The 25,599-nt window shown below is 73.3% G+C and carries 29 protein-coding genes; 17 read left to right on the forward strand and 12 right to left on the reverse strand.

Annotation, left to right across the window (positions count from 1 at the left end; translation table 11 throughout):
* Nucleotides 1-49 precede the first annotated feature (49 nt).
* From V6U89_RS10590 to V6U89_RS10610, 5 genes are read right to left on the reverse strand one after another with little or no spacing between them, the layout of a single operon-like run.
* Nucleotides 50-229: a hypothetical protein gene (locus V6U89_RS10590; protein ID WP_334570657.1), complete on the reverse strand. Its 180-nt coding sequence runs from the start codon at nucleotides 227-229 to the stop codon at nucleotides 50-52.
* A complete protein-coding gene (locus V6U89_RS10595; RefSeq protein ID WP_334570658.1) occupies nucleotides 226-1,239 on the reverse strand; it encodes a peptidoglycan-binding domain-containing protein in 1,014 nt (337 codons plus the stop codon). The genes V6U89_RS10590 and V6U89_RS10595 overlap by 4 nt, the downstream gene beginning before the upstream one ends.
* Nucleotides 1,236-1,775, reverse strand: coding sequence for a hypothetical protein (locus V6U89_RS10600; protein WP_334570660.1), 540 nt, complete (start codon nucleotides 1,773-1,775; stop codon nucleotides 1,236-1,238). The genes V6U89_RS10595 and V6U89_RS10600 overlap by 4 nt, the downstream gene beginning before the upstream one ends.
* Nucleotides 1,772-2,341, reverse strand: a complete 570-nt coding sequence (locus V6U89_RS10605) for a MauE/DoxX family redox-associated membrane protein (RefSeq protein WP_334570661.1) — start codon at nucleotides 2,339-2,341, stop codon at nucleotides 1,772-1,774. The genes V6U89_RS10600 and V6U89_RS10605 overlap by 4 nt, the downstream gene beginning before the upstream one ends.
* A 6-nt stretch (nucleotides 2,342-2,347) precedes the next feature.
* Complete coding sequence (locus V6U89_RS10610; RefSeq protein WP_334570662.1) at nucleotides 2,348-3,019, reverse strand: hypothetical protein; 672 nt, start codon at nucleotides 3,017-3,019, stop codon at nucleotides 2,348-2,350.
* Nucleotides 3,020-3,715: 696 nt separating this feature from the next.
* On the opposite strand from V6U89_RS10610, the gene V6U89_RS10615 reads away from it, so the two are divergent.
* Entirely contained in the window at nucleotides 3,716-5,107 is a 1,392-nt protein-coding gene (locus V6U89_RS10615) for a class I adenylate-forming enzyme family protein (protein ID WP_334570663.1), read from the forward strand.
* A 35-nt stretch (nucleotides 5,108-5,142) separates the two neighbouring features.
* On the opposite strand, the gene V6U89_RS10620 is transcribed toward V6U89_RS10615, so the two are convergent.
* Complete coding sequence (locus tag V6U89_RS10620) at nucleotides 5,143-5,781, reverse strand: 4'-phosphopantetheinyl transferase family protein (RefSeq protein WP_334570664.1); 639 nt, start codon at nucleotides 5,779-5,781, stop codon at nucleotides 5,143-5,145.
* A 17-nt stretch (nucleotides 5,782-5,798) separates the two neighbouring features.
* On the opposite strand from V6U89_RS10620, the gene V6U89_RS10625 reads away from it, so the two are divergent.
* Genes V6U89_RS10625 through V6U89_RS10680 form a run of 12 tightly spaced genes read left to right on the forward strand, consistent with a single transcriptional unit; the run spans nucleotide 5,799 to nucleotide 17,098 of the window.
* On the forward strand, nucleotides 5,799-6,065 hold the full coding sequence (locus V6U89_RS10625) for an acyl carrier protein (protein WP_088961672.1): 267 nt from the start codon (nucleotides 5,799-5,801) through the stop codon (nucleotides 6,063-6,065).
* Nucleotides 6,065-6,310: a hypothetical protein gene (locus tag V6U89_RS10630; RefSeq protein ID WP_088961673.1), complete on the forward strand. Its 246-nt coding sequence runs from the start codon at nucleotides 6,065-6,067 to the stop codon at nucleotides 6,308-6,310. The genes V6U89_RS10625 and V6U89_RS10630 overlap by 1 nt, the downstream gene beginning before the upstream one ends.
* A complete protein-coding gene (locus V6U89_RS10635; protein WP_334570665.1) occupies nucleotides 6,303-7,550 on the forward strand; it encodes a beta-ketoacyl-[acyl-carrier-protein] synthase family protein in 1,248 nt (415 codons plus the stop codon). Before V6U89_RS10630 ends, V6U89_RS10635 begins: the two co-directional genes overlap by 8 nt.
* A 5-nt stretch (nucleotides 7,551-7,555) precedes the next feature.
* Nucleotides 7,556-8,047 carry a beta-ketoacyl synthase chain length factor gene (locus tag V6U89_RS10640; RefSeq protein WP_442933905.1) on the forward strand — a complete coding sequence of 164 codons (492 nt, stop codon included), beginning with the start codon at nucleotides 7,556-7,558 and terminating at the stop codon, nucleotides 8,045-8,047.
* Nucleotides 8,044-9,663: a class I adenylate-forming enzyme family protein gene (locus tag V6U89_RS10645; RefSeq protein ID WP_334570667.1), complete on the forward strand. Its 1,620-nt coding sequence runs from the start codon at nucleotides 8,044-8,046 to the stop codon at nucleotides 9,661-9,663. Before V6U89_RS10640 ends, V6U89_RS10645 begins: the two co-directional genes overlap by 4 nt.
* Nucleotides 9,660-10,907, forward strand: a complete 1,248-nt coding sequence (locus V6U89_RS10650) for a beta-ketoacyl-[acyl-carrier-protein] synthase family protein (RefSeq protein ID WP_334570668.1) — start codon at nucleotides 9,660-9,662, stop codon at nucleotides 10,905-10,907. The genes V6U89_RS10645 and V6U89_RS10650 overlap by 4 nt, the downstream gene beginning before the upstream one ends.
* Nucleotides 10,908-10,966: 59 nt before the next feature.
* Complete coding sequence (hppD, locus tag V6U89_RS10655) at nucleotides 10,967-12,076, forward strand: 4-hydroxyphenylpyruvate dioxygenase (RefSeq protein ID WP_334570669.1); 1,110 nt, start codon at nucleotides 10,967-10,969, stop codon at nucleotides 12,074-12,076.
* Complete coding sequence (locus V6U89_RS10660; RefSeq protein ID WP_334570670.1) at nucleotides 12,073-13,002, forward strand: phytanoyl-CoA dioxygenase family protein; 930 nt, start codon at nucleotides 12,073-12,075, stop codon at nucleotides 13,000-13,002. Before hppD ends, V6U89_RS10660 begins: the two co-directional genes overlap by 4 nt.
* A gap of 1 nt (nucleotide 13,003) precedes the next feature.
* Complete coding sequence (locus V6U89_RS10665) at nucleotides 13,004-13,801, forward strand: DUF3050 domain-containing protein (RefSeq protein WP_334570671.1); 798 nt, start codon at nucleotides 13,004-13,006, stop codon at nucleotides 13,799-13,801.
* The gene (locus tag V6U89_RS10670; RefSeq protein WP_334570672.1) at nucleotides 13,798-14,769 is read left to right on the forward strand and encodes a thiamine pyrophosphate-dependent dehydrogenase E1 component subunit alpha; all 972 of its coding nucleotides are present in this window, start codon (nucleotides 13,798-13,800) and stop codon (nucleotides 14,767-14,769) included. Before V6U89_RS10665 ends, V6U89_RS10670 begins: the two co-directional genes overlap by 4 nt.
* Complete coding sequence (locus V6U89_RS10675; protein WP_334570673.1) at nucleotides 14,769-15,743, forward strand: alpha-ketoacid dehydrogenase subunit beta; 975 nt, start codon at nucleotides 14,769-14,771, stop codon at nucleotides 15,741-15,743. The genes V6U89_RS10670 and V6U89_RS10675 overlap by 1 nt, the downstream gene beginning before the upstream one ends.
* Nucleotides 15,740-17,098 carry a hypothetical protein gene (locus V6U89_RS10680; RefSeq protein ID WP_334570675.1) on the forward strand — a complete coding sequence of 453 codons (1,359 nt, stop codon included), beginning with the start codon at nucleotides 15,740-15,742 and terminating at the stop codon, nucleotides 17,096-17,098. The genes V6U89_RS10675 and V6U89_RS10680 overlap by 4 nt, the downstream gene beginning before the upstream one ends.
* A gap of 69 nt (nucleotides 17,099-17,167) precedes the next feature.
* Here the strand turns inward: V6U89_RS10680 and V6U89_RS10685 are convergent, their stop codons facing one another.
* Entirely contained in the window at nucleotides 17,168-17,863 is a 696-nt protein-coding gene (locus V6U89_RS10685) for an SGNH/GDSL hydrolase family protein (protein ID WP_334570676.1), read from the reverse strand.
* A gap of 242 nt (nucleotides 17,864-18,105) precedes the next feature.
* Between V6U89_RS10685 and V6U89_RS10690 the strand changes: the two genes are divergently transcribed.
* Complete coding sequence (locus V6U89_RS10690) at nucleotides 18,106-19,125, forward strand: S1 family peptidase (RefSeq protein WP_334570677.1); 1,020 nt, start codon at nucleotides 18,106-18,108, stop codon at nucleotides 19,123-19,125.
* Between the two features lie 44 nt (nucleotides 19,126-19,169).
* On the opposite strand, the gene V6U89_RS10695 is transcribed toward V6U89_RS10690, so the two are convergent.
* On the reverse strand, nucleotides 19,170-19,751 hold the full coding sequence (locus V6U89_RS10695; RefSeq protein ID WP_334570678.1) for a hypothetical protein: 582 nt from the start codon (nucleotides 19,749-19,751) through the stop codon (nucleotides 19,170-19,172).
* A gap of 104 nt (nucleotides 19,752-19,855) precedes the next feature.
* Between V6U89_RS10695 and V6U89_RS10700 the strand changes: the two genes are divergently transcribed.
* Together V6U89_RS10700 and V6U89_RS10705 are read left to right on the forward strand one after the other, a co-directional pair.
* Complete coding sequence (locus V6U89_RS10700; protein ID WP_334570721.1) at nucleotides 19,856-20,353, forward strand: dethiobiotin synthetase; 498 nt, start codon at nucleotides 19,856-19,858, stop codon at nucleotides 20,351-20,353.
* A gap of 233 nt (nucleotides 20,354-20,586) precedes the next feature.
* Complete coding sequence (locus V6U89_RS10705) at nucleotides 20,587-21,429, forward strand: GNAT family N-acetyltransferase (RefSeq protein ID WP_334570679.1); 843 nt, start codon at nucleotides 20,587-20,589, stop codon at nucleotides 21,427-21,429.
* Nucleotides 21,430-21,604: 175 nt separating this feature from the next.
* Here the strand turns inward: V6U89_RS10705 and V6U89_RS10710 are convergent, their stop codons facing one another.
* Nucleotides 21,605-22,117 carry a DinB family protein gene (locus V6U89_RS10710; protein ID WP_334570681.1) on the reverse strand — a complete coding sequence of 171 codons (513 nt, stop codon included), beginning with the start codon at nucleotides 22,115-22,117 and terminating at the stop codon, nucleotides 21,605-21,607.
* 72 nt (nucleotides 22,118-22,189) lie between these two features.
* Here V6U89_RS10710 and coaD point away from each other — a divergent pair, with 72 nt between their 5' ends.
* Nucleotides 22,190-22,627 carry a pantetheine-phosphate adenylyltransferase gene (gene coaD, locus V6U89_RS10715; protein ID WP_334570682.1) on the forward strand — a complete coding sequence of 146 codons (438 nt, stop codon included), beginning with the start codon at nucleotides 22,190-22,192 and terminating at the stop codon, nucleotides 22,625-22,627.
* Between the two features lie 104 nt (nucleotides 22,628-22,731).
* Here coaD and V6U89_RS10720 read toward each other — a convergent pair whose 3' ends face one another.
* The 3 genes from V6U89_RS10720 to V6U89_RS10730 all read right to left on the reverse strand — a co-directional run bounded on the left by V6U89_RS10720 (nucleotide 22,732) and on the right by V6U89_RS10730 (nucleotide 25,564).
* On the reverse strand, nucleotides 22,732-23,229 hold the full coding sequence (locus tag V6U89_RS10720; protein WP_334570683.1) for a YcxB family protein: 498 nt from the start codon (nucleotides 23,227-23,229) through the stop codon (nucleotides 22,732-22,734).
* Between the two features lie 882 nt (nucleotides 23,230-24,111).
* Complete coding sequence (locus V6U89_RS10725; protein ID WP_334570684.1) at nucleotides 24,112-24,792, reverse strand: GNAT family N-acetyltransferase; 681 nt, start codon at nucleotides 24,790-24,792, stop codon at nucleotides 24,112-24,114.
* Between the two features lie 166 nt (nucleotides 24,793-24,958).
* The gene (locus tag V6U89_RS10730) at nucleotides 24,959-25,564 is read right to left on the reverse strand and encodes a YdeI/OmpD-associated family protein (RefSeq protein ID WP_334570685.1); all 606 of its coding nucleotides are present in this window, start codon (nucleotides 25,562-25,564) and stop codon (nucleotides 24,959-24,961) included.
* Nucleotides 25,565-25,599 lie beyond the last annotated feature (35 nt).

Genomic DNA, 25,599 nt, shown 5'->3' on the forward strand with positions numbered 1-25,599 from the left:
GCCGATCTCGCCGCCCGGGCGAGGCTAGCGCGTACGCGCTGTTGCGGGTTCAAACGGAGCCGGAGAGCGTGTAGCCGGCCAGCCCGCCGACCACCGCCCAGGTGAGCACGTGCCCGGAGGTGGCGGCGAGCAACGCGCCGGCGGTGAGCAGCAGCACGGGTACGAGCGGGTCGGTGGCCCAGCGGCGCAGCCGCCGAACGGGTCGAACGGGTGGCGACTGACCCGTCATACGGCGCCGCCGGTGAGCGTACGCCAGGTGCTCTGTCCCACGACGCCGTTGACGGCGAGCCCGTTCTGCCGCTGGAAGTCCCGTACCGCGGAGTCCGTCCCCGAACCGAAGACCCCGTCGACGGCCAGCCCGTACGCGTGCTTGTTGAGTTGCCGCTGCACGCCACGCACGACGTGTCCGGCGTACGGACGGTGCACGGTGGCGGTGAGGTAGGGCAGCCGCGGCCGGGGGCCGACCACCCGGCTCAGCGTGATTCCGCCGGCCGACACGGTGGCCACGAGGACGGGCCAGGTCTGGGCGTCGACGACGCCGGTCGCCGGGATTCCCCTGGCCGACTGGAACTGCTTCACCCTGGTCTCGGTGCCGCTGCCGAAGCTGCCGTCCACAGTGGTGGTGTAGCGCCAGGCGGTCAGCAGGTGCTGCACCGTGTAGACGTTCGGGCCCGCCTGGCCACGCCGGGTGGTGGGCCAGCTGACCGAGGTGAGGCACCCGCAGTCGGTGTTCCAGCGGCAGATCGACCGCACCCAGCCCGAGCTGGTCTGCCGGTACCCGTCGTGGCAGCGGCGCTCCACCGAGCAGGCGCACGCGCCGCACGCGCCCTGGTAGCGCCACAGCCAGCCGTCGTACGTGCCGGCGTAGCACTGGTTCGGGCGCAGGATCCAGGTCGTGCCGTCGTTCTTGTGGAAGCCGGTGTTCGCCCCGCTGGTGTTGCAGGCGGCGGCGAAGATCGGGCTCGGGCCGCAGCCGGGGGAACAGTTCTGGTCGCTGGCGTAACTCGGGCAGCTGCCGTAGATGTCGTATCCGTCGGCGTAGGCGCGGCGGGCCGCCGGGAAGATGCTCAGCGCGGCCATGCCCAGCGCGGTGCCGGCCTGCAGCACCGTGCGGCGGGACAGCGCCCAGGACATGGTCAGGCCACCCCTGGTCCGGCTCGCCGGCGGCCGCCGCCGGGACGCGGTGCCGGTACCCGGGTCCGTTCCCCGCAGCGCGGGCACCGCGTCGAGGGTGATCATCGGGTGCCTCCCCGTCGGATCGAGTGGACGGTGTCGTCGCCGGACCGGTCGTCGACCTCGTCGAGCAGGTGGCGCAGCGCCACCCCGGAGCCGACGGGCTCGGAGCGTCGGATCCGGCCGGTCGGGTCGATGACGGCCGCGAACGGGGTGGCGATCGCGTCGTACCGGTCGAACAGGTCCGCCTGCTCGCCGAGGACGGTCATCGGCAGGTCCGCCGCTCGCGACGGGACGGAGTCGCGGTAGAGGACCCGAAGCACGACATCGGTCCGTCGGGTGTGTTCGGCGGCCGCGTCGAGCAGCTGGTCACAGGTCGCGCAGCCGGGATCCAGAAAGAGCAGGACCAGGGTGGCCGGGGACGGCGGCGCCAGGTCGCGGAACCGGGGCGCCGGTGAGCCGGGCCGCAGGCCGACGGACCCGGGGCGGCCGACGGTGCCGGTGGACAGGGCGTGCACCTGACGTACCAGGCCGGAGACCACGAGGGCCAGCAGCAGGATCGCGATCCAGCTCAGGATCAGCGCGCTCGTCTGGAAACTCATCCGGGTACGCCTCCTCGGGCCACCCCGGCCGCCGGCCGGTCCGGGGTCGGGTCGTGCATGGCGGCGGGCAGGTGCGCCAGGAGCGCGGTGAACGTCGCCGCGGCGAGCAGGACGATGGCGAGCGAGGTGCCGGCTCGTCCCACCGGCACGACCGCGTCGGAGAGCAGTGATCCGAGCAGGGCCAGGCCGGCGAGCGTGGAGGCGCGCGCCACCACCCAGCCGGTCATCGGCACCTCGACCCGCGAGCACCCGCAGGGGACGGCCCGCCCGGTCGACCGGACGTACCAGCCGTATCCCGCGTACGTGGCGAGCAGCGCGACGCAGCCGGCCAGGACCACGCCCAGCAGCCGGCCGCCGTCGTCGCGGAGCAGGGCGACGACTCCGGCCACGCCGAGCAGGCCCTCGGCCGCGATGACCACCGCCGCGACGGTGGCCGGCGCGGGAACCACCCGGTGGGCGGCCAGCGCCGTCGACAGCGCCGCCGGCTTCGAGAGGTGCTCACCGCAGGCGAGGAGCAGGGTGAGCAGCACGGTGTACGCCGCGACGCCGGCCACCAGAGCGGACACGACGACCTACCCGGCCGACGCGACACGTAGCCGGTCCACCAGGTCCGGTACCCGGTCGAGCACCGTGTCGGCCAGTGGCAGCACGGTGACCCAGGTGTCTGCGGCGGCGAGCACGAAGTAGGGCCTGCCGTCCGAGAGCGTGTCCCGGAAGAGTTCTCCCGCCCGGGTCCGCAACCCTCGCCACGACGGCAACTGTCGCGTGCGCTCCGCGGTGAGCGGCGTCATGTCCAGCAGGCCGAGCCCGGGCACCTGCTTGATCACGGTTGCCGGCGCCGCGAACCGGCTGCCGACCCTGGTGTCGGGGCGCACGATGACGCCGTCGTCGTGCTCCGTGATCCGCAGCGTCCGCAGCACCGCGAGCAGTTGCGCGGTCGAGGCGCCGTACAACTGGGTGACGAAGCAGTACCGGCGCCCTCGCCACGCCGCCACCAACCGGTCCTCGGTCAGCCGGATCTGCGCGTCGTACGACCGTGCGCGCGCCGTCAACAGGGTGCCGCCCTGATAGGTCAGCTTCTCGTCGAAGTCGTCGACGCCGAGCGCCTGGGCCACGTCGTCGGCCAGGCCGACCGAGCCCGCCGTGAACTCGTGCCGCCGCCCGGCGATGGTCAGCTCGACCACCGAGGTGAACGGCGCGCTGAAGTCGAGTGGGCCGTTGAGCCGGAACCGCCGGCCGTCCATGGCGCGGTGTGCGACAGATGCTTCCGCGGCAACCATCCCCACCAACTCCCCCCGTGGGTGCGGCACGTGGTGGCCTCACATCATCCGCGCCACAACTATCTCTGACAAGCCCAATGTGCCTGCTCGTGTCACCGCACCCCCGGGAAATCACTCATGCGCTCATCGATTTCCGCGCGATTTCCCGTGCGGAACGAGCGGGAAAAGCCCGAGGGAATACTGATACTTCCAGTGGAGGACCGAGACGTCCGCTTCGCGCGACAACTGTCCAGATCGTGCAGTGCCGTAGCGACGACCGTCCGGTGGCGACCGTCGGTGTGGGCGGGGCCGGGTGCGCCGCGGACCCCGGCGGATCGGCCGAGGCGCACATCTCGGGGGACCGAGCCGTGCTCCGTCACCGAGTGTGTGTGACCTGGCCGGGAAGGCCAGGCCCCGGGGTGGTCACCGGCCGCCGCGGCGCCTCGTTGTCGGCTCCGGGCACGCGACGGCCCGGCCGGCGGTGTCCCGAGCCGGCGGACGCGCCTGATCCTGCCTGTCCGATCGAGTGTCGGCAATCCGGCCGGCCGCTCTTTCTGATCTAGCCATTTGCATCTAGCAATGGGTTTCCGGCCTGTCGTAGGGTTCCGACAGCACCCCGAAAGACGCACCTGATGGGCGGATTCCGCCCTATTTGACGCTGGGCGGTGGGCGGCAGTGACCATGGATCGTCCGACGGAAGATTCTACGGCGACGGACCCGGGCTGGGTTGACGAAATATTGTTAACAGGCCGTTCAACCGATATTTGTCTCCGTCTGCCGGAGCCGGTTGACCGGGGGAACCTGCGCCGTCTGGTCGGCGAGGCGCAGACCCGTCTCGCCGCGGCCGGACTGCGCCCCGGCGGCGCCGCCGCGCTGCGGCTGCCGCCGTCGCTGGCGTACGTGGTGAACCTGCTGGCGACCTGGCGCACCGGCGCCCAGGCGGTGCTGCTCGACCACCGGCTGACCGACCACGAGGTGGCTCGGGCGTTGGAGCGGCTCACCCCGCAGGTGGTCGTGGCGCCGGTGCGCACCGGCGGCGGCGCGCTGCGGATCTTCGTCGACGTCACCGAGGGTGTCGCGCCCCGCTCGGCCGCCCCGGCCACCAGCGGCCACGCGGTGATCCAGCTCAGCTCCGGCTCCACCGGACCGTCCAAGGTCATCGGTCGTACCGCCGCGGACCTGGTCGCCGAGGTGCACCGCTACACCCGGATCGACGGGGTGGCGCTGCCCGGCGAACGGATCATCCTGCTGCCGTCCATGGTGCACGTGCTCGGCCTGGTCGGCGGCCTGCTCTACGGCCTGCACGCCGGCGTGGAGCTGGTCCCGCCGGAGCGGCTCGGCGGCGACGCGATCCTGGCCGCCGTCGCCGCCCAGGACACCCCGGCGACCGTGCTCGGGGTGCCCTTCCACATCGGACTGCTCGCCTCGACCCGGCCGGAGCGCCCGCTGCCGCAGTTCAGGCGGATGACCACCGGCGGGGAACTCATCCCGGCCGCCACCGCGCAGGCGTTCGCCGACCGCTTCGGCGTCCCGCTGGGCAACATGTACGGGATGACCGAGGTCGGGGTGATCGGCACCGACCTGTACGGACGGCACCGCCCGTCGATCGCGCCCGCCCCCGGCATCGAGGTCCGCGAGTCCGGCGGCGAGCTGTGGGTGAGCTGCTCGGCGTCGCCGTACGTGGGGTTCAGCGACCCCACCCGCTGGGCCGACGGCTGGCTGCACACCCGCGACGCCGGCACCGTCGACCCGGCGACCGGCCTGGTCACCGTCAAGGGCCGGCTCGACTCGCAGGTCTCCGTCGGCGGGATGAAGGTGGACCTCACCGAGGTCGAGGTCACCCTCACCGGCCTGCCCGGAGTGGCCGCCGCCGTGGTCGTGTACGACGACGGCATCACCGCGTACGTGCAGCCCGACGGCCCGCTGTCGGAGGAGGTGCTGGACAAGCTGCTCGCCGAGCGGCTCGCCGGCTACAAGCGCCCCCGCACCCTGCACCTGGTCGACCAGTTGCCCCGGACCACCACCGGCAAGCTGGTCCGCTCGGTCACCGCGCTGCGGGCGGCGGCCCCGTGACCGGCCCGCTCGGCGAACACCCGGGCACCGGCCCGCTACTCGAACACCACCGACACCTCGACCTCGGCTGGGCCGGCCGGCTCGGTTCCGGCGTCGAGGGTGGCGTCGACCGCGATCGCCAGCACCAGCCCGGCGCCGCACCCCGGGTGGCCGACCCGGACGCCGGCCTGGCCGGGCAGGGGGCGCAGCAGCTCGCGTGGGTTCTCAGGCACCGGCATCAGCCGGCGCAGGCCACCGGCGCGCAGCCCCCGGCCCAGCGCCTTGCCGACCGCCTCCTTGGCCGTCCAGAGCAGCAGGAACGCCTCGACCCGGGCAGTGTCCGGCAGGTCGCCCAGCCAGGCCGCCTCCGGCGGGGCGTACCAGCGGTGGGCCAGGGCCAGGGCGGGCAGCGGGCGACGGCGCTCGACGTCCACCCCGACCGGACCGGTCCGCCGGGCGGCGACCACCACCACGCCCTCGGCGTGGCTGACGCTGACCGGCAGCGACACGGCACCGGCCCGCACCCACGGCCGCCCGTCGGGCCGGCGGCCCACCCCGACCTCCCGTTCCGCCCGGCCGAGCAGCGTGCCCCCCGCCCGCCGCAGCAGCCGGCGCGCCGCCTCCGGCCGACCGCCGGAGGCAGCGCTCACCCACACGTGCACGGTGTCCCGACCGGACACCGGTAGCTCGCCCACGAAGAGAGGTTAAAGCCATGCGAGACGAGGTCCGCACCTTCGTCATCGAGCAGCTCGAGGACATGAACTACGACGTCGAGGGGATCGACGACGAGACCACCCTCGGCCCGTCCGGGGTCGACCTGGAGTCCCTGGCCCTGGCCGACCTGTCCGTCCGCGTCGAGGACCGGTACGGGCTGACGTTCGCCGACGACGAGTCGGAGAAGCTGGCCCTGATGACGGTCGGCGAGTTCACTCGCATGGTCGCCGACCGGGTCGCCGGGTCGACCAGCGACAACCGCTGATGTCCGGTCAGCCCGACCTGGGGCGAGCTGACCTGGTGAGCATGCTCGCCGAACTGACCGCGAAACCCGTCGACCAGGTACCGCACCGGGTCGGCTCGATGGAACTCGCCTGGCTCGTGCACCTCGTCGAGCAGCGCTACGACCGGCGGCTGGACCTCACCGACGACCAGCTCGCCGGGATCCGCACCGTCGACGACGCCCTGGCGGTGTTCCGCACCTCCCTGACCAGCCCCGCAGATGGTTGAGCGGGAGCCCGTACCGATCGTCGGCAGCTACGCCGCCAGCGCCCTGGGCAGGGGCGCCGACGCGCAGCTCGCCGGGGTGCTCGCCGGCACGCCGGCGTTCCGGCCGGTACGTCGCTTCGACACCACCGGCCGTCGGGTGACCGTCGCGGCCACCATGCCCGACGCCGGGACCCTGCCCGACGAGCTGGCCGACGCGATCGACGCGGCATGCCGGGCCGCCGGCCTGGACGCGGCGGCCCGGGCGGAATCGGCCCTGCTGCTGGCCACCCACGGCGGGCCGCTGTCCCAGCCCGTCGCCTTCCGCGGCGACCGGCCGGCGGCCGGCCCCGGCGGCGGGACAACCGCCCCCGCGGTCGTGCCCGACCACCGGCCGACCGGCGGGCCGGCCGAACGAGAGCCGGCGGGACGCGGGTCGGCCGGATGCGGCGGGCCGGAGGTGCCGGCGCTCGCCGGCCACCTGGCCCGGCGCTGCGGCCTCGGCGGGCCGACCCGGACCTACACCAGCGCCTGCGTCTCGGCGAGCACCGCGGTCGCCGACGCGGCCACGATGATCGGCCGGGGCGACGTCGCACGGGTGGTGGTCGCCGCCGGCTACCTGGTCGAACCGGACCAGTTCGCGCTCTTCGACGCCGGCCGGGCGCTCGCCGCCGACGGGGCGGTCCGCCCGTTCAGCGCCGGGCGACAGGGGCTGCTGCTCGGCGACGGGGTGGCCGCGGTGGTGCTGGAGTCCGCCGGGGCGGCCCGCCGCCGGGGCGGCACGCCGGTCGCCACGGTGTGCGGGTGGGGCCGCGCCGGCGACGCGTACCACCCGTGCCAGCCGGACCCGCACGGGCGGGGGCTGGCGCGGGCGGTGCGGGCGGCCCTGCGCCGGGCGGGGCTGGACGCGGCGGCGGTCGGCTACGTCAACGCCAACGCCACCGGCACCGGGTTCAGCGACGCCTCCGAGGCGGCCGCGTTGCGGCTGGCGCTGGGCGACCTCGCCGGCCGGGTGCCGGTCAGCTCCACCAAGTCGGTGCACGGGCACGCCCTGGAGGCCTCCGGCCTGCTCGAACTGGTGGTCACCGTGCAGGCGCTGCGGCACGGGAAGCTGCCGGTCAACGCCGGCTGGCTCGGTCCCGACGAGGCCTGCCCGCTGGACGTGGTCACCGACGCGCCCCGGCCGGTCGGCACCCCGTACGCGCTCAGCCTCAACGCCGCCTTCGGCGGGGCCGACACCGCGCTGCTGGTGGCGACGCCGTGAGCGCGGTGCTGGCCGAGGCGCGCTGGCCGGAGCCCGGCGACGGACCGCCGCCGGCGCTGCCCGGGTTCGTGCACTCGCCGTTCGCGCCGCTGGTGGCCGCGGTGGCCGACCGCTGCCTGACCCGCCGGTACGGCGCACGCCCGGCGCCGGTGGGCACCACCTGCGCGGTGGTGCTGGTCAGCGCCGCGGGTGACCGGCCGAGCGCCGACCACGTCCGGGCCACGGTCGCCGCCGGTGGCCGGGTCGGGCCGCTGTTCTTCTTCCAGTCGGTGCCGAACAGTGTGGCCGGGCACGTCGCGGCGCGCTGGGGACTACACGGCCCGGTGGTGTGCCTGAGCCCCACCGGTGATCCGCGCGCGGACGGCCTGGCCCAGGCGGACCTGCTGCTCTACGACGGCGACGCCGACGAGGCGTTGCTGGTTCTGATCGAAGAGGCACCCGACGGCACGCCCACCGGGGCGGTCGCGGTGCTGCTGGGGGGAGGAACGAGGCAATGAGGACGAAGGGACTGCGCGGGGCGCTCGCTGCCGACGCCGCACTGGGCGCCGGCAACGTGCTCGCCCGGGTGCTGGCGCACGGGGCCGACCCGACGGGACCGGGGTTGACCTTCGACACCCCGGTCGACGGGCACCCCGCCGAGCGGCCGCTCACCCTGGGCCAGCTCGACGAGCGGGTCGCCGCCCGGGCGGCCTGGCTGCACCGGCGCGGCGTCCGGCCCCGCGACCCGATCGCGGTGTGGGCCACCGGCGCCGCCGACATGGTGCTCAGCTTCCTGGCGCTGACCCGGCTCGGCGCGATCCCCGCGCTGATGAACGGCAAGCTCCGCCCGGAGATCGCCGCCGAGTACATCCGCCGGCTGCGCGCCGCCGGGGTGCTCGCTGACGCCACGCACACCGCGGCCCTCGCCGGACACGACCTGGGCGCGCCGTTGCTCGGGCAGCCCGCCGAGGCCGGCGCGGGCGACCCGGCCGCCGCGCCGCCGCACTACCGCCACCACGACGAGGACCCGATCGTCATCACCCACACCTCCGGCACCACCGGGGTACCGAAGGCGGTGCTGCACTCGCACGCCAGCCTCTTCGCCGCCACCCGGCACCTGCTGTCCATGCCGCAGGCGCAGGGCACCAGCCGGATCCTCAACGCGCTGCCCGCCCCGCACACCGCCACCGTGCTGATGGTCAACCAGGCGCTGGGCAACCGGGCGGAGATGCTGCTCCTGTCCGAGCAGGGCGGCGAGCGGGTGCTCGACGCGATCCAACGCTGGCGCCCGGACGGGGTGTTCGGCTTCTCCGTCACCTGGGCGGAGCTGGCCCGCTTCGACCTCTCCGGGTACGACCTGGAGTCGGTGCGGCTGTGGTTCAACACCGGCGACTGCTCGCACGAGCCGCACGTGCGGCGCCTCGTCGCGGTCGGCTCCCGCGACACCGTCACCCGTGACGGCGTGGTGCGGGTGCCCGGCTCGGTCTTCATCGACGGGCTCGGCTCCAGCGAGATGGGCCACTCGATGTTCCACCTCACCCACACCACCGACACCGACCGGTACGGCCGCTGCGTCGGCCGTCCCTACCGGTTCACGCAGGTGGCGGTGCTCGATCTCGACGGGAACGAACTGCCGCCCGGCGAGGTGGGCTGGCTCGGCATCGACTCGCCCTCGCTGTTCCGCGGCTACTGGAACGACTCGGTGACCACCTACCGGTCCCGGCTGCGCGGCTGGTACCTCACCGGCGACCTCGTGTACGCCGACACCGAGGGCCGCTACTACCACCTGGACCGGGCCGTCGACTCGGTCGAGCTGCCCGACGGACGGCGCTTCTTCACCGCGCTGTCGGAGGAGCGCATCCTGGCCGCCTGCCCCGACGTCACCGACTGCACCGTCGTGATCGTCAAACAGGACGACGGCACCGTCGTCACCGACGTGCTGCTGGAACTGGCCGCCGGCGCCGACCCGGACGCCGACCGCACCGCGGCCGTGCGCGCCGCGCTCGGAACGGACGTCGGCGCGACCGTGCGCCGGGTGGTGCCGGTCGCCTCCGCCGACATCCCGGTCACCGTCACCGGCAAGGTACGCAAGGTGGCGCTGCGTGAGCGCTACCTGACCGAGTCGCCGTCATGACCGCCGTCATCACCGGGATGGGTCTGTTCAGCCCCGTCGGGCGGGGCGTGGCGGCCACCTTCGACGCGCTGATGACCGGGAAGTCCGGGCTGGCCCGGCCGCCCGAGGGGCACCCCGCCCGGGAGTCGCTGGAGGTCGCCGGGCTGCTGCCGCCGATCGACCCGCGCACGGTCGCCTCCGGCCCGGAGACCAAGGTGCTCGACCGGATCGTGGTGCTGGCGCTGCTCACCGCCGGCGACGCGCTCGCCGACGCCGGCATCGAGGTCGGCCAGGACGTCGACCCGGCGCGGATCGGCGTGATCGTCGGCGGGGTCGGCGGGATGTCCACACTGGAGGCGCAGGTGATGGCGCGGGCCGCCCGGGGGCGGGCGGCGGTCAGCCCGTACCTGCTGACCGGGATCCTGCCGAACATGCCGTCGGCGCGGATCGCCATCGCGCACGGCATCCGCGGCTACAGCTCCGCAGTGGGTACGGCGTGCGCCTCCGGTGCCCAGTCGGTCGCCGACGCGGTCCGGCTGATCCGGGCCGGGGAGGCCGACGTGGTGCTCTGCGGGGCCAGCGAGGCACCGCTCTTCCCGACCTTCGCCGACACCTTCGGCAACGCCCGGGCGCTGGCCCGCGGCTGGGCCGACCCGACCCGGGCCAGCCGGCCGTTCGACAGCCGGCGCAACGGGTTCGTCCTCGCCGAGGGGGCGGCGCTGCTGGTGCTGGAACGCGCCGAGCACGCCGCGGCGCGCGGCGCCACCGCCTACGCCGAGGTGGCCGGGTACGGCGCTACCACCGACGCGTACCACCCGACCGCGCCCCGGCCCGACGGCGCGGGCGCGGCCGAGTGCATGCGGCGGGCCCTGGCCGGCGGGGGAGTGTCGGCGGGCGACGTCGGCTACGTCAACGCGCACGGCACCGGCACCAAGCTCGGCGACATCGCCGAGACCACCGCGCTGGCGACGGTCTTCGGCGCGGGCGGGGTGCCGGTCAGCTCCACCAAGGCGCTCACCGGGCACCTGCTCGGCGCGTCCGGGGTGGTGGAGGCGGCCGCCTGCGCGCTGGCCCTCGGCGCGGGGCTGCTGCCGCCGACGTACCACCTCGACGACCCGGACCCGGACTGCCCGGCGGACCACATCCGGGTCGAGCCCCGGGCGACCGGGACGGAGTTCGCGCTGACCAACTCGTTCGGCTTCGGCGGCCAGAACGTCAGCCTGCTGCTGCGGCGCGCCGCCGGGGCGCGGGGGCCGCACAGGTGACAACCCGGGCGGTACGCGCCCGGACCGCACTCACGGGGGGACATGGGGAAGGGCTGGAGATGGACATCCGTGGAATAGACCACATCGAACTGTACGCGGGGGACGCGCGGCAGGCCGCCTTCTACTTCGGCACCGCGATCGGCTTCCGACTGCGGGGCCAGGGGGGCCCGGAGACGGGGCTGGCCGGGCAGCGCTCGCTGCTGCTCAGCCAGGGCGACATCCGGATGCTGCTCACCTCCGGGCTGACCGTCGGGCATCCCGCCGCGACGTACGTGCAGCGGCACGGCGACGGGATCGCGGTGGTGGCGCTGGAGGTCGACGACGCCGCCGGGGCGTACGCGGAGCTGGTGGCCCGGGGGGCGACCGGGGTGAGCGCGCCGCGCACCTGGACCGGCGCGGACGCCGAGGTGGTGACCGCCGAGGTGGGCGGCTTCGGCGACGTGCTGCACCGGCTGGTGGAACGGCGTGGCGACCGGGCGGAGTTCCTGCCCGGGGCGGTGGAGATGACGCCGCCGGTCACCGACGACGACAAGCTGCTCGCCGAGATCGACCACCTGGCGGTCTGCGTGCCGCCGGGGCAGCTCGACGAGACGGTCGGGCACTACCAGCGGGTCTTCGGGTTCGCGCAGATCTTCGAGGAGCACATCGAGGTCGCCGGCCAGGCGATGAACTCCACGGTGGTGCAGAGCCCGTCCGGGCGGGTCACCCTGGTGCTGCTGGAACCGGACGCCGGCCGGCGCCCCGGCCAGATCGACGCGTTCCTCACCGAGCACCACGGCGCCGGGGTGCAGCACCTCGGGCTGCGCACCGACGACATCGTCACCGCCGTCGGGGCGCTGACCGAGCGGGGGGTGCGCTTCGCCGGCACCCCCGCCGCCTACTACGACGACCTGGAGCGGCGGGTCGGCCCGGTCGACGCACCGCTGGACCGGCTTCGCGACCTGAGCATCCTGGTCGACTCCGACCACGGCGGGCAGCTGCTGCAGATCTTCACCGAGTCGATGCACGTGCGCCGCACCCTCTTCCTCGAACTGATCGAGCGACGCGGGGCGCGCACCTTCGGCAGCGGCAACATCAAGGCGCTCTACGAGGCCAAGGAACGGGAGCTGGCCGCGGTGGGGGCAACCCCCGCCGTCGTGGCCGGCACGGCACGAGGGGTTGGGGCATGACCACCACGGAGTTCCATCCGACGCTGACCGCCGAGGAGGAGGCGCTGCTCCCGTCCGAGGAGGACGTGCGCTTCTACGCCGAACACGGCTGGTACCTGTCGAAGAAGCTGCTCACCGACGAGGAGGTGGACGCGCTCACCGCCGCCACCGACCGGTACTACGCCGGGGAGCGGGACCGCCGCCTGCCGGTCCGCCCGCCGAAGCTCGCCTACTGGGAACCGTCGAAGGGCCCGGTGCAGCGGCACAACGACTACGTCCACCATGAGCACGACGGGCTGGCGGCGATCCTGCGCAAGCCGCTGATCGGGGCGGTCGCCGCCCGGCTGGCGCAGGCCGACGAGATCCGGATCTTCCAGTCCACGCTGATCTACAAGCCGCCGATCTCCGGCGAGCCGTCCAACATCGTGCCCTGGCACTTCGACAAGCACTACTGGGCGTCCTCGTCGTCGGAGAAGATGCTGACCGCGTTCATCCCCTTCCACGACTGCGGCGAGGAGATGGGCACCATCACCATGGTCGACGGCTCGCACCGGTGGCAGGAGATCGGCGCGGACGACACCGTGGTGCGGCACTTCGCCGACCGCGACCGCAGCCAGCTGGAGGAGATGCTGGCCGAGAACGCCGCCTACAACGGCGCGGAGATCCGCAAGATCCCGATGGTGATCCCCAAGGGACACCTGAGTTTCCACCACTGCCGCACCTACCACGGCAGCGGCGCGAACGTCAGCGGCCGCCCGCGCCAGGCGATCTCGCTGCACCTGCAGGACGGCGACAACGCCTGGCGGGAGTACCCGCTCTCCGACGGCACGCTCGCCGCGTACAACCACGACGTGCTGGTCCGCCGCACCCACGAGGGGCGGCCCGACTACGCGGACCCCGAATACTGCCCGGTCATCTGGCGCGACCGCGCCCAGCAGGGAGGCTGACATGTCACGGTACGACTGGGGGAGGACCCACCCGGGCATCGAGCGACTGGAACAGGCGGTGACCGACCGCCGCGACGCGGTGGTCAAGCACCCGCTCTACGCCAACCTGGACACCCACGAGGCGCTGGTCACCTTCATGGAGCACCACGTCTTCGCGGTCTGGGACTTCATGTCGCTGTTGAAGTCGTTGCAGCGGCAGCTCACCTGCGTCACGGTGCCGTGGATCCCCACCGGCCCGTCCGGCAGCCGCCGCCTGATCAACGACATCGTGATGGTGGAGGAGAGCGACGAGCTCGGCGAGGGCTTCATCAGCCATTTCGAGCTCTACGTGCGGGGCATGCGGGAGGCCGGCGCGGACACCACCGCCGTGGACGCGCTGGTCGACCTGCTGCGGGCCGGTCGCCCGGTGACCGCCGCGCTGGCCGAGGCGGGCGTCCCCGCGCCGTCGGCGCGGTTCGCCGCCACCACCTGGAAGATCATCGAGTCGACCCCGGTGCACTGCCAGGCCGCCGCGTTCGCCTTCGGCCGGGAGGACCTGATCCCCGACATGTTCACCCAGGTCGTCGCCGTCAACGAGCGCAGCAACCGGCTGCACACCTTCGTCGACTACCTGGAGCGGCACATCGAGGTCGACGGGGAGCAGCACACCCCGATGGCGATGCAGATGCTCGCCGACCTCTGCGGCGACGACGACCTCAAGTGGCAGGAGTGCGCCGACACGGTCAACCTGGCGCTCACCGCCCGGGCCGCGCTCTGGGACGACATCCTCGTCGCCGTGAAGGAGGGGCGTGACCGGTGACCGACGCCGACCCGGTCCGGCTCTACCGCACGGTACGACTGATCCGCCGGTTCGAGGAGCGGGCCGTCGAGCTGGTCCACTCCGGGGCGATCGTCGGCGGCATCCACCCGTACCTCGGTCAGGAGGGGATCGCCGCCGGGGTGTGCGCCGCGCTGCGCGACTCCGACCTGGTCACCGGCACCCATCGCGGGCACGGGCACGTGCTGGCGAAGGGTGCCGACCCGGCCCGGATGATGGCCGAGCTGCTGGGCCGGGAGACCGGGTTGAACCGGGGCCGGGGCGGCTCGATGCACGCCGCCGACTTCTCCCGCGGGGTGCTCGGCGCGAACGCCATCGTCGGCGCCTCCGGGGCGATCCTCACCGGCGCGGTCTGGGCCCGGCGGCGGCGCGGCGACGACGTGGTCGGGGCGACCTTCTTCGGTGACGGCGCGGTCAACGAGGGGATGCTGCTGGAGGCGTTCAACCTGGCCGCGCTCTGGCGGGTGCCGGTGCTCTTCGTCTGCGAGAACAACGGCTACGCCACCACCATGCCGGTCGCCGGCGCGGTCGCCGGCACCATCGTCGGCCGGGCCGAGGCGTTCGGCATGCCGGCCGCCGTCGTCGACGGCCAGGACCCGGAGACGGTACGCGACGCCGCGGCCGCCGCCGTCGCGCGGATGCGCGCCGGTGGCGGCCCGGAGCTGGTCGAGGCCCGCACCTACCGCTTCGACGCCCACCACACCTTCGAACACGCGGTACGCCTCGACTACCGCCCGCCGCAGGAGGTGGCCGAGGGCCGCTCCCGGGACCCGGTGCACATCCAGGCCGCCCGGCTCGTCCCGGCGGCAAGGGCGGCCGTCGACGCGGAGGTCGAGTCGACGCTCGCCGCGGCCGTCGCGTTCGCCCTGGCCAGCCCCGAGCCCGACCCGGCCGGCGCGCTGGACCACCTGTACGCCAGCGGGCTGACCGCCCGGACGGGAGGTGGCTGATGCCACGGCTGTCCTACCGCAGGGCGCTGACCCGGGCGCTCGCCGACGAACTGGCCCGCGACGAGGCGGTGTTCCTGCTCGGCGAGGACATCCGGGTGGCCGCGTCGAACGTCACCGCCGGCCTGCTCAAGCGGTTCGGGCCGGAACGGGTCCTGGACACGCCCCTGTCCGAGCAGGCGTTCACCAGCTTCGCCACCGGGGCGGCGCTGGCCGGGATGCGCCCGGTGGTGGAGTTCCAGATCCCGTCGCTGCTCTTCCTGGTCTTCGAGCAGATCGTCAACCACGCGCACAAGTTCCCGCTGATGACCGGCGGGCAGTGCGCCGCCCCGGTCACCTACCTGGTGCCCGGCTCCGGCTCCCGGACCGGCTGGGCCGGGCAGCACTCCGACCACCCGTACTCGCTCTTCGCCCACGTCGGGATCGTCACCGCGGTGCCGGCCACCCCGACCGACGCGTACGGGCTGCTGGTCTCGGCGATCCGGCACGACGACCCGGTGGTGGTCTTCGCCCCGGCCGGCGCGCTGGATGTCCGCGAGGACGTCGACTTCGCCACCCTCGCCCCGGTGCCGTTGGGTCGGGGCGTGGTGCGCCGGGCCGGCGACGACGTGACCGTGGTCGCCGTCGGGCACCTGGTGCACGACGCGCTCGCGGTCGCCGGGGAGCTGGCCGACCAGGTGTCGGTCGAGGTCTTCGACCCGCGCACGCTCTACCCGTTCGACCTCGACGGGTTGGTCGACTCGGTGAGCCGGACCGGGCGGCTGGTGGTGCTCGACGACTCCAACCGGTCCTGCGGCATCGCCGGGGAGATCATCGCCAGTGTCGTGGAACGGGTACCGCTGGCCGCTCCGCCCCGGCGGGTCACCCGCCCGGACGGCGCGGTGCTGCCCTTCGCGCCCGCGCTGGACCGGGCCGTACAGCCCGGCCGGGCGGCCCTCACCGCCGCCATCCACCACGTGACCAAGGACGGATCATGATCGATGTGAACTACCCGTGGCCGGCGGCCGGCCGGGCGTGGACCGACCTGCCGGAGGCCGCCCGCCGGGCGATGGTCGCCGCCGGGGCGCAGGAGTGGGAACGGATCTTCCACGGCCGGGCGACGTACAACAAGCAGTGGCGGCTGGCTCGGCCGACGGTGCTGACGGCCGACTCCTTCCGCGAGCTGAACGAGGTCTGCGACCGGATCGCCCAGCTCGTCCTGGACGCCTGCCGGCGACGCGCCCGCACGGCGGGGGAGCTGCGCCGGCTGCTCGGCGTGCCGGCGGGGGAGACCCGGCTGCTCGACGAGGACGAGCCGCTGACCGAGGCGCTGCTGGCCGCGTACCGGCCGGACGTGCTGCTCTCCGGCGGGGAGCCGCGGATCGTCGAGTACAACATCGACAGCAGCCTCGGCGGCGGCTTCGACGCCGACACGGTGATCCAGCGGTTCGCCCACCTCTACCGGGAGCGCGGCCTGCTCGACGGCGTGCCGGCGCGGCCGGCACCGTCCCTGCTGGACCAGCGGTTCGTGGCGATCCGGGACGAGCTGGGCCTGGCCGACGGGGCCCGGGTGGCGCTGCTGATGGACTTCGACGCCGAGTACCCGGGGCTGGACGACCCGGAGACGTTCATCCGGATCCTCTCGCCCCTGGCGGACCAGGCCCGGCGCTTCGGCATCGACCTGGTCATCGCCCCGGTCGCCACCGCCACCCTGGACGCCGACCGGCGGCTGGTGGTGGGCGGCGCCCCGGTGGACGCGCTGTTCCGGCTCTTCGTGCCCAACCGGGTCACGCCGAGCGCGGGCCTGGAGGCGGTGGCGGGGGCGCTCGCCGCCGGCACCCTGCCGATGTTCGTCAGCGCCGCCGCCTGGCTGCTCGGCAACAAGGTCAACTTCGCCTGGCTCTACGAGGACCTGGACCAGCTCCCCGCCGACGACCAGGCCCTGATCCGCCGGTACGTGCCGCACACGGTGGTGCTGACCGAGGCCGAGCTGGACCGGGCGCTGGCCGAGCAGGCGGACCTCGTCGCCAAGCCGGCGGACGGCTCCGCGGGCCACGACGTGCTGATCGGCCCGGAGCTGAGCGCGGCGGCCTGGGCCGACGGGGTGCGCGCGGCCGTGAGGCGGGGCGGCAACATCCTGCAGCGGTACATGCCGGCCGACCGGGTGGCGATGGACTTCGTGCAGATCGAGACCGGGGAGGTGGTCACCGCGGAGGTGCCGTACAGCATCGCCCCGTACCTGTTCGGCCGCACCGGCTCCGGCGCGCTGGCCCGGGTCGGCTACCCCGGCTGCGAGGGCGTGCTCAACCTCGCCCGCGGCGTCCTGCTGACCGGCATCCTGCTCACCGACTGACCGAACCGACGATCGTCTGTCGTTTCCCGACGCGACCCGCCGGGGCGGACGTCGGGAAACGACAGACGATCACGGCCGGGGCGCGCGCCGGGCGGCGAGGTGGGCGCCGAGCCGGCGTACCGTCTCCGCCGCCGCGATGGCGTCGCTGCGGGCGCTGCCGTGCCGGCCGTCGCTGCTGTACAGCGACGCGTCCGCGCCGGCCGGGTGGTCGGTGAGGTGCACGTGCACGGTGCCCAGCCACTCGGCCAGCCGCCCGGTGTGCGAAGAAAGACGACGCATCCGCTCGCTCAGTCCGGACCGCAGGGGAGCCGGGACGGCCGGGCTGTGCGAGACGTCGAACATCCCGACGGTGACCACGTCCGCCCCGGCCGCCCGCAGCGCACCGATCATCGCGGCCAGCTCGGCGTCGACCGCGTCCGGGTCGAAGGCCGGGCGGAACGCGTCGTTGCCGCCGCAGACCACCAGCGCCAGGTCGGGGTCGAAGGCCAGCGCCGCGTCCAGCTGCGCCGCGCGCACCTCGTGCGCCCGCAGCCCCCGCCGGCCCAGGTTGAGGTACGCCAGCCCGGGGCGGGCCGCGCGCAGCTCGGCGGCGATCCGGTCCGCCCACTGCACCGGCGGGTACCCGTCGACCGGCTCGCACATCCCCTCGGCGACGCTGTCGCCCAGCACCACGAACCGGCGCCACGGATGCCCGGCGAGCAGCGCGCCGCTCTCGCCCTCGCGCAGGCAGTACGGATCGGTCGCTTCGGTCAGCGTCGATGGCATGGCCGGCAGGCTAGCCGACCCGGGCGGTGGGCGTCGACACCGCGTCAGGAGCACGACCGTGAGCTGACAGCGCCCCCACGTCCCACCAGCGTCGATCAACGTCGATGCGTTACGCGGCCACGTCCGGTCCGGCCCGGGGTGAACAACCGCGCCGGGGGCCTGGATCCGGCCCGCTGCCGCGAGAAACATGTGCACTCATCGATCGGCCCATCGGGCCGTCCAGCCCTCCCCGGGAGGAACGCGTGAGAACCACACGACGTGGCGTGCTGTCCGCCGTCACCGCCGCCCTGGTCAGCGGCGCCGTCGCCGCGGCACCGGCGCACGCCGCCCCCGCACCCCTGTCCGCCGAACGGGCCGCCACCCTCACGGCCGCGCTCGGCACCGACCGCACCGCCGGCTCCTACGTCGACGCCTCCGGGCGTACCGTCGTCGCCGTGACCGACGCGCGGGCCGCCGCCACGGTCCGGGCTGCCGGCGGGCAGGCCCGCCTGGTCACCCGCAGCACCGCCGCGCTGGAGCGCGCGCAGTCCCGGGTGGACCTCGGCGTCACCGGCACCGCGACGTACGTCGACCCGGTGACCAACCAGGTCGTGGTGGGCGTGGACAGCACGGTCAGCGTCGCCGACCGGGCCCGCATCGGGGCCGCCGTGGCCGCCTCCGGCGGCAGCGCGCGCACGACCGACCTGGCCGGGACGCTGAGCATGCGGATCTCCGGCGGCGACGCCATCTACGGCGGCGGCTACCGCTGCTCGCTCGGCTTCAACGTGCGCAGCGGCAGCACCTACTACTTCCTCACCGCCGGGCACTGCACCGACCTGTCGGCGAGCTGGTACGCCAACTCCGCGCTGAGCACCAAGCTCGGCGACCGGACCGGCACCAGCTTCCCCGGCAACGACTACGGCATCGTCCGCTACACCAACACCTCGGTCGCCATCGACGGCTCGGTCGGCTCGCAGGACATCACCGCCGCCGGTGACGCGTACGTCGGCCAGGCCGTGACCCGTCGGGGCAGCACCACCGGCACCCACAGCGGCACGGTCACCGGCCTCAACGCCACCGTCCGGTATGCCGAGGGTGTCGTGCGCGGAATGATCGCCACCAACGTCTGCGCCGAGCCGGGCGACAGCGGCGGCCCGCTCTACGCCGGCAGCACCGCGCTCGGCCTGACCTCCGGTGGAAGTGGCAACTGCCGCACCGGCGGCCAGACCTTCTTCCAGCCCGTCAAGGAGGCCCTGAGCAAGTACGGCGTCGCCGTCTTCTGACCCCGGCCCAGGTGGCTCCCCGGTGTGCACACCGGGGAGCCACCTCACGTCGCGGACCGGCGTCGCCTGCGGCGTCGGCTGTTGGCCCGATCGCCCAGCTGCGGCGGGCCGGCCGGACCGCGCCGCTGCCGTTCCAGGCGCCGGCGGGCCCGCTTCGACAGGTTCTCCTCCGGGTCGCCGGGACGGAACACCCCCCACCCGACCCACCCGGCCATACCCAGGAACGCGAGGCCGCCGCCGCCGGCGGTGAGCGGCACCAGGCTCGGGATCCAGGCCACGTCGGAACGCCGGTCGAGGACTCGCGCCGCGACCGGGGCGGTGGGGCGTTCCTCCAGGTACGGTTCGATCGTCACCTCGGCGATGCGGAACTCGCCGCTGTCGGCCACGAACTCCCCGCTGCAGGTCCACCCCTTGCCCTTTCCTTGGTCGTACGGGACACACCGGGTGACCCGTACCTGGCCGGGCGACCCGGCGTACTCGGCGAGGGCGGCGCCCACCCCCCGCACGAGCAGCAGCAGACCGGGCACCACGAGGAGTGCGGCGAACCCGCCGACGATGAGCAGCGGCTGCCAGTCGAGTCCACCGAGCCGCCGCCGTTCCGATGGTTTCGCCAGGTCACGCGCCATGCCCGGGGATGGTACGAGGGCCGGTCCACCATGCGGGTTCCCGTGGCGTACCGGCGAGGTGACCGGGCCCGGCGCTAACCTCGCCGTGGAGGTGAGGCCGGTTGGTGCAGGTGGCGGTCTGCGGCCCGGCGTCGGCGACGCCGGCCGAGCTGGCCCACGCCCGCCGGGTGGGGGAGCTGCTCGCCGCGCGCGGCGCGACCGTCCTCTGCGGAGGTGGCGGCGGGGTGATGGCCGCGGTCGCCGCCGGCGCCCGGGCCCACCACGGCCTGGTCATCGCGGTACGCCCCGACGACGGCACCGCCCCCGGCCCGGTCGTCGACGCCTCGGCGACGCTGCTGACCAACCTGGGACAGGCCCGCAACGCCGTCCTGGTGTGGAGCGCCGACGCGGTGATCGCGGTGGGCGGCTCCTGGGGCACCCTCAGCGAGGTGGCGCTGGCGATGCGTCGGGGCGGGGTGCCGGTGGTGGTGCTGGGCGGCTGGCGGGTGGTGGACGCCACCGGGGCGCCGGTGTCCGGCCCACGTCACGTCGACACGCCCGAGGAGGCGGTCGGTGTGGCGCTGGCGGACCGGCCGGGCTCCGCTCCGGCGCGTCGGGCGTAGCTTCCTCGCCCGGCGCCTGACCTCGCCCCGTCCTGCCGGCACCGGCCCCGCCTCGGCCGGCGACGCAGCGACCCGGCAGGCGCGGAAGCGGGAGTGATCAAGGGTTGACAGCTCAAGCCGGCTGCGGCAACCTTGCAGCCGACCACGCGATCGGCGTGGGCGCTCTGCATGAGGGAATGACGCCTGTGATCCGGGTAGGCCGAGCGGCCGCCTGAGTGTCGACCACGCGACGAATGATCGTCGCGTGGCTCTGTCACGGTGAGCGGTCCAACGATTCCTCCGCCCATCGCAGCTTCTCCCATGCATCGAGGTTCACGTTGATCATGGATGCCCGCATCCAGCAGTCCGTCGTCGCCAACCTGTCCAGCCGACCCGCGCCCGTCGAAGTGGGGCCGTTCGTGATCGGGGTGGATCCGACAACGACCAGTCCCCACATCAACTACGCGACGCCGCGTCCCGGTACCGCCATCACCGCGGCCGACGTCACCGCCCTGGTCGCCGCCTTCCGTGCGGCTGGTCGCAGACCCCGCCTGGAGTACGTCGTCAGTTGCGCCCCCGGCCTGGAGGCACTGCTGATCGCCGCCGGCTTCGTCGTGGAAGCCCGGCACACCTACCTGCTCTGTGTGCCCGGCAAATTGCAGACCCCACCCACGCCAGACCACCTCGAGCTGCGCGAACCGGGCACCGATTCCCAGCGCGCCGCGCTGATCAGCGCGCAGAACGAAGCCTTCGGCGGCGACCGGGTGGCTTCCGCGGCTGACGTGGCTCGGCTCCGGCGCCTGCAGGCCGCCGGCGGCGCGACCGTCATGGCCGCCACCGACGACGGCACCTGTGCGGGAGGTGGCGGGGCGGTCCCGCCCACCGGCGCGGTCAGCGAGGTCGCCGGCATCGCCGTTCGTTCGCCTTACCGCCGCCAGGGGCTGGCGGGCGCCATCACCGCCGACATCACCCGGCGGCTGTTCACCACCGGCGTGGAGATCGCCTGGCTGGAGGCCTCCGGCGAGAAATCGTGGCGGGTGTATGAGCGCGTCGGCTACCGACCCGCCGGTCAACGGCTTTACCTCGCCATGGACTGAGGTCCGACAGGGGACCCGGGCTGAGGTCCACCGACCGAGGCCCCGGCCACCCGGCGTTTGCTGATCTTGCAGGCGATACCTCACCCGCTGGCTCGGCGGATGAGGAAGACTGCCGGCATGGCTGATCTGGACGATGTGAAGACCGCGCCGCACGGATGATCGGCGGGGATGCAGCTCAGTCCCCGGTCATGCCGTCGATCTGCTCCCGGAGGATGTCGGCGTGGCCGCAGTGCCGCGCCAACTCACGAATCATGTGCACGTAGATGTAGCGCAGTGACACCATGCCCAGGCGGGGATGAGGAACAGTGTCGTCGAGGGCGAAGCCGGCCGCGATCTGCCTCGATCGATCACATGCCGTGGCGTACTCCGTGATGACGCTTGCGACCGTCTCGCCCGAGCCGACCTGCCAACTGGCGTTGTCACCGAACGAGTTGCCAATGATCTGTTCACGTGGCTGCTGTGCCAGACAGTGCTGGAACCAGTTCCGCTCGACAGCGGCGACGTGTTTGACGAGGCCGACGAGCGTGGTGAGCGAGGGCACCAGGCTCCGACGGGCGTCATCCTCCGGCAGCCCCCGGAGCTTGCCAATGATCACATCGCGGTACGCGTCGATGAAGGCTTCCAGAACCTCTCGCTCCGGAGCCGTGCTCGCGAGTTCCTCGCTGTCAAGCGGCCGGGCGGTCGTCACATCGACACCCTAGACGTCTGAGGTTCCGTCTCGCCATGCCAAGATCGGCAGGACACGTCCTAGTCTGGCCTGGTGACTCACGCTGCTGATGGCAGTCCCGGGTCGGCCCGAGCGGTCTACCCAGGGACGTTCGATCCGTTCACACCGGGTCATCTGGATGTTGTCGACCGGGCGCGCCGCATCTTCGATCAGGTCACCGTCCTTGTTGCCGTCAACGACGGCAAGCGGCCGTCTGGGACGACTGGTGCGCGGGCGAGGGAGATCCGGGGCTTGCTTCCGCCGGGCTGGGAGAACGTCGCGGTGGCCGCATGGCATGGGCTGACCGCCGACTACTGCCGGCACAACGGGTGCGGGCTGATCATCCGCGGGGTCAGGAACTCGACCGATTTCTCGCACGAGTACGAACTCGCCGCGATGAATGAGGCGCTGGGCGTCGCGACGTTGTTCATGCCTGCCCGGCCGGAGTTGGCGACGATGTCGTCCACTGCGGTGCGGGCTCTGCGCGCCTGAGCTGCTCACGACGAGCGCGCGGGGCGGTGGTGCTGCCGTGGTGCGGGCAGTGTGGACTGTTCTGCGGTGAACGGGGTTTCGTTGTTGCTCCGCGGCAACCGAGCTCACCGAGGCTGGAGCAACCCGCGTTCGATCATGTGGGCTCGCAGCGTCTCGGCGTCCTCGGCGGACATCAACCGGCGTGGGATCACGGTCGCCGGCATCCGGCCGACGTACACGATCCAGAACTCAGGGGTGTCCCTCACCTGGGTGACCCCGTCCCAGGCGATGCCGCCGGATTCCGAGCCGCTGCGCATCATGATGTTGTCGTCGGTGATGTCGTAGGCGCCCTCGACAGCGTAGCGACTGGAGCGGCGCTGGGCGCGCGTCCGCACCCACGGCGGGTAGAGCATCGAGAGCAGACCACTCACGATCAGCGCGATGCACAGCGGCGTGATCCGGTCACCCCACCCGAACCCTTGCGACACGACGACACCGATCGCCCCGACCGCCGTCAGCACCGCGCCGACGTGGCCGTACCTGCGCAGCCGAACACTGCTGAGCGCGGCGGCCACGCGGCCCGGGTAGGCGGGATCGGCTGGGACGTCGAAACGGATGTGCACGTCAGCACGATAGTGCCCGCCCCGGCCCGCGGGCCCCCGTGGCTCGCGCCCCGCGGGCCGGATCGTCGGGTTCCGCCCTTGTCGATGGCGGGCGCGGCATTGCGGTCAAGAAACGCCGGCCACCGCAGACACCCGCGCTGATGGATGCACCGGGGCGTTCACCTTCGTCGCCGGTATCGGGCCGGCCCTGAACTCCGTTCGCGCTCGGTCATGAGCGACCGCGTGCGGACCGCCGCGTGATGCAGTCCGGGGCACGGCCACCTTGCCGCTCGCCCCAGCTCGGGCCCACGGCGGCGGCTCATGGCAGGACCAACGAGAAGTCTCCGAGGGCTCTGCGGTGCGGCGTAGAGCCGATCAATGGAGGTGACCGGGAGCCCGACGTCGAGGAGTGTGCCGTGGGTGCTGGCGCGGAAATCCCCGTCGCCGGCACTGGCGGAGCCGGAACGGCAGCGGACGCAGCGGTTCGAGAGCAGAGGGAGGCGCGTGGGCCGAGTGGTCCAGGGCAGCGCGATATGCGGACGCGTAGACATGATCTCCTCTTGAGGCCTGACGGATGGCATGGGTGAAGAGCCGACGGCGACGTCGGCGACCGATGCGCGGGGAAGGTGTCAGGTCTACAGAGCAGGCGGCGTCACGCGGGGTGAAGTCCTCTCGTGAATGGTGCGGAGAAGATGATGCAGCACAAGGTAGGGCGCGACGGGCTCGCGGGGCCACCGATTTCGTCCTGATGCCGAGCACTGGGGCGGGGTCGGCGAGCGGGGCGCCGACCCATGCGCCGATCACCGCGCGATGCGAGAAGCGGACCCGCCGATCCTGCTACCCCATCGACTCGGCGTAGCGAAGCATTCGGGTGCCGGGCGACTCGCGCGAGGGAGCGAGGACTCAGGGGGCGGCAACCAGCTCGGACGACGGTCGCCACTCGCGCCTGATCAGCCCGTAGACCCACGAGTCAGAGACCTCGCCGTTCACGACGCAGTCTTCCCGCAACGTCCCTTCACGCACGAACCCGAGCTTCTCCAGCACGCGGGCAGATGCCACGTTGCGGGTATCGGTCTCGGCCTGGACTCGATTCAGGTCCAGCGTGTCGAATGCCCACCGCAGCAAGGCGCGCGCGGCCTCGGTCGCGTAGCCGTGGCCCCACGCCGCATCGTCGAAGCAGTAGCCCAGCGACGCGCTGCGGTAGTCCGGATTCCACCGGTTCAGGCTGCACCAGCCGATGAACGCCCCGTCGGAGACACGATCCGCGGCCAGCCGCGCCCCGGTGCCCGCCTCTGCCATCTGCCGGCAAGCCGTGATGAACCGCTCGGCGCGCACGCGGTCGCTCCACGGCGGCGCGTCCCAGTAGCGCAGCACGTGGGCGCTGCTGTGCACCGCGAAGAGATCGTTCGCATCCGCGTCGTCGAAGGGACGCAGTCGCAGGCGAGCGGTGTGCAGCGTGGGGGCGGGCAGCGACACGCGCGTCATGTTCCCTCCCGTGCTCGGCGGCGGATCAACCAGATATCCAGAGCCGGCCACTCGCAATGGGTTTTCTCGGCGGGCGAACGGAAGGCTGTTCTCGCTCATCAGCAGAGCCGCGAGCGCCGGCTATGTCCCGGAGGCCCTGTACGCGGCCAGTAGTTGGGGTGCCGGTCGAGGTTCTTGCGGGCCCGACAGTAGCGCATGGTGGTCGGCGGTCGGCGTGCCGGTCCGTACGCACGTCGATCAGTGCACTGGATCATGATGATGCCGATCACGGGGAGTTCGGGGGCTTGGCCTGCTGCGGGTGGATCGTCTCGTGACGGGCCAGCATGGCGACGAACTCGCTGATCTTCCGCTCGCGGGTCTGCGCCCGTTTGACGGCATTGACGCGGTGGATGAGAGCGAACCGGTTGGTTTTGGTGAGTACGTCGAACATGGCCTGGGCGGCGGGGTCGGCGGCGATGGCGGCGAGGAGGTCGGCCGGCACCTCGGCTTCTGACGGCGGGGCGTAGGCGGCCGCCCACCGCCCGTCCGCCTTCGCGGCTTCCACCGCGGCGCGGCCTGAGGGCAGCATCCGCCCCTGCGCCTCCAGCCGGGCCACGTGGGCGACGTTGCGTTGTGACCAGGAACTGCGCGGCCTGCGAGGGGTGAACCGGATCCAGGAGGTTTCCTGATCCCGTTTCCGGGCCTGCCCGTCGATCCAGCCGAAACACAGGGCCTCGTCGACCGCCTGCTGCCAGGTCAGCGTCGTGACTGTGCCGCCCTTCTTGGTCAGGGCGAGCCAGACACCGGGCGACGTGGCGTGGTTGGCCGACAACCACGCGCGCAGCGCGCCGGCGTCCGCGACGATCAACTCATCCAGTTCAGCGCTCCCCATGACGGCAGGCTATCGCTGCGCCGTCGCCGCAGCGT

This window comes from Micromonospora sp. CPCC 206171 (assembly GCF_036906755.1).
GTDB classification, from domain to species: Bacteria; Actinomycetota; Actinomycetes; order Mycobacteriales; family Micromonosporaceae; genus Micromonospora; species Micromonospora purpureochromogenes.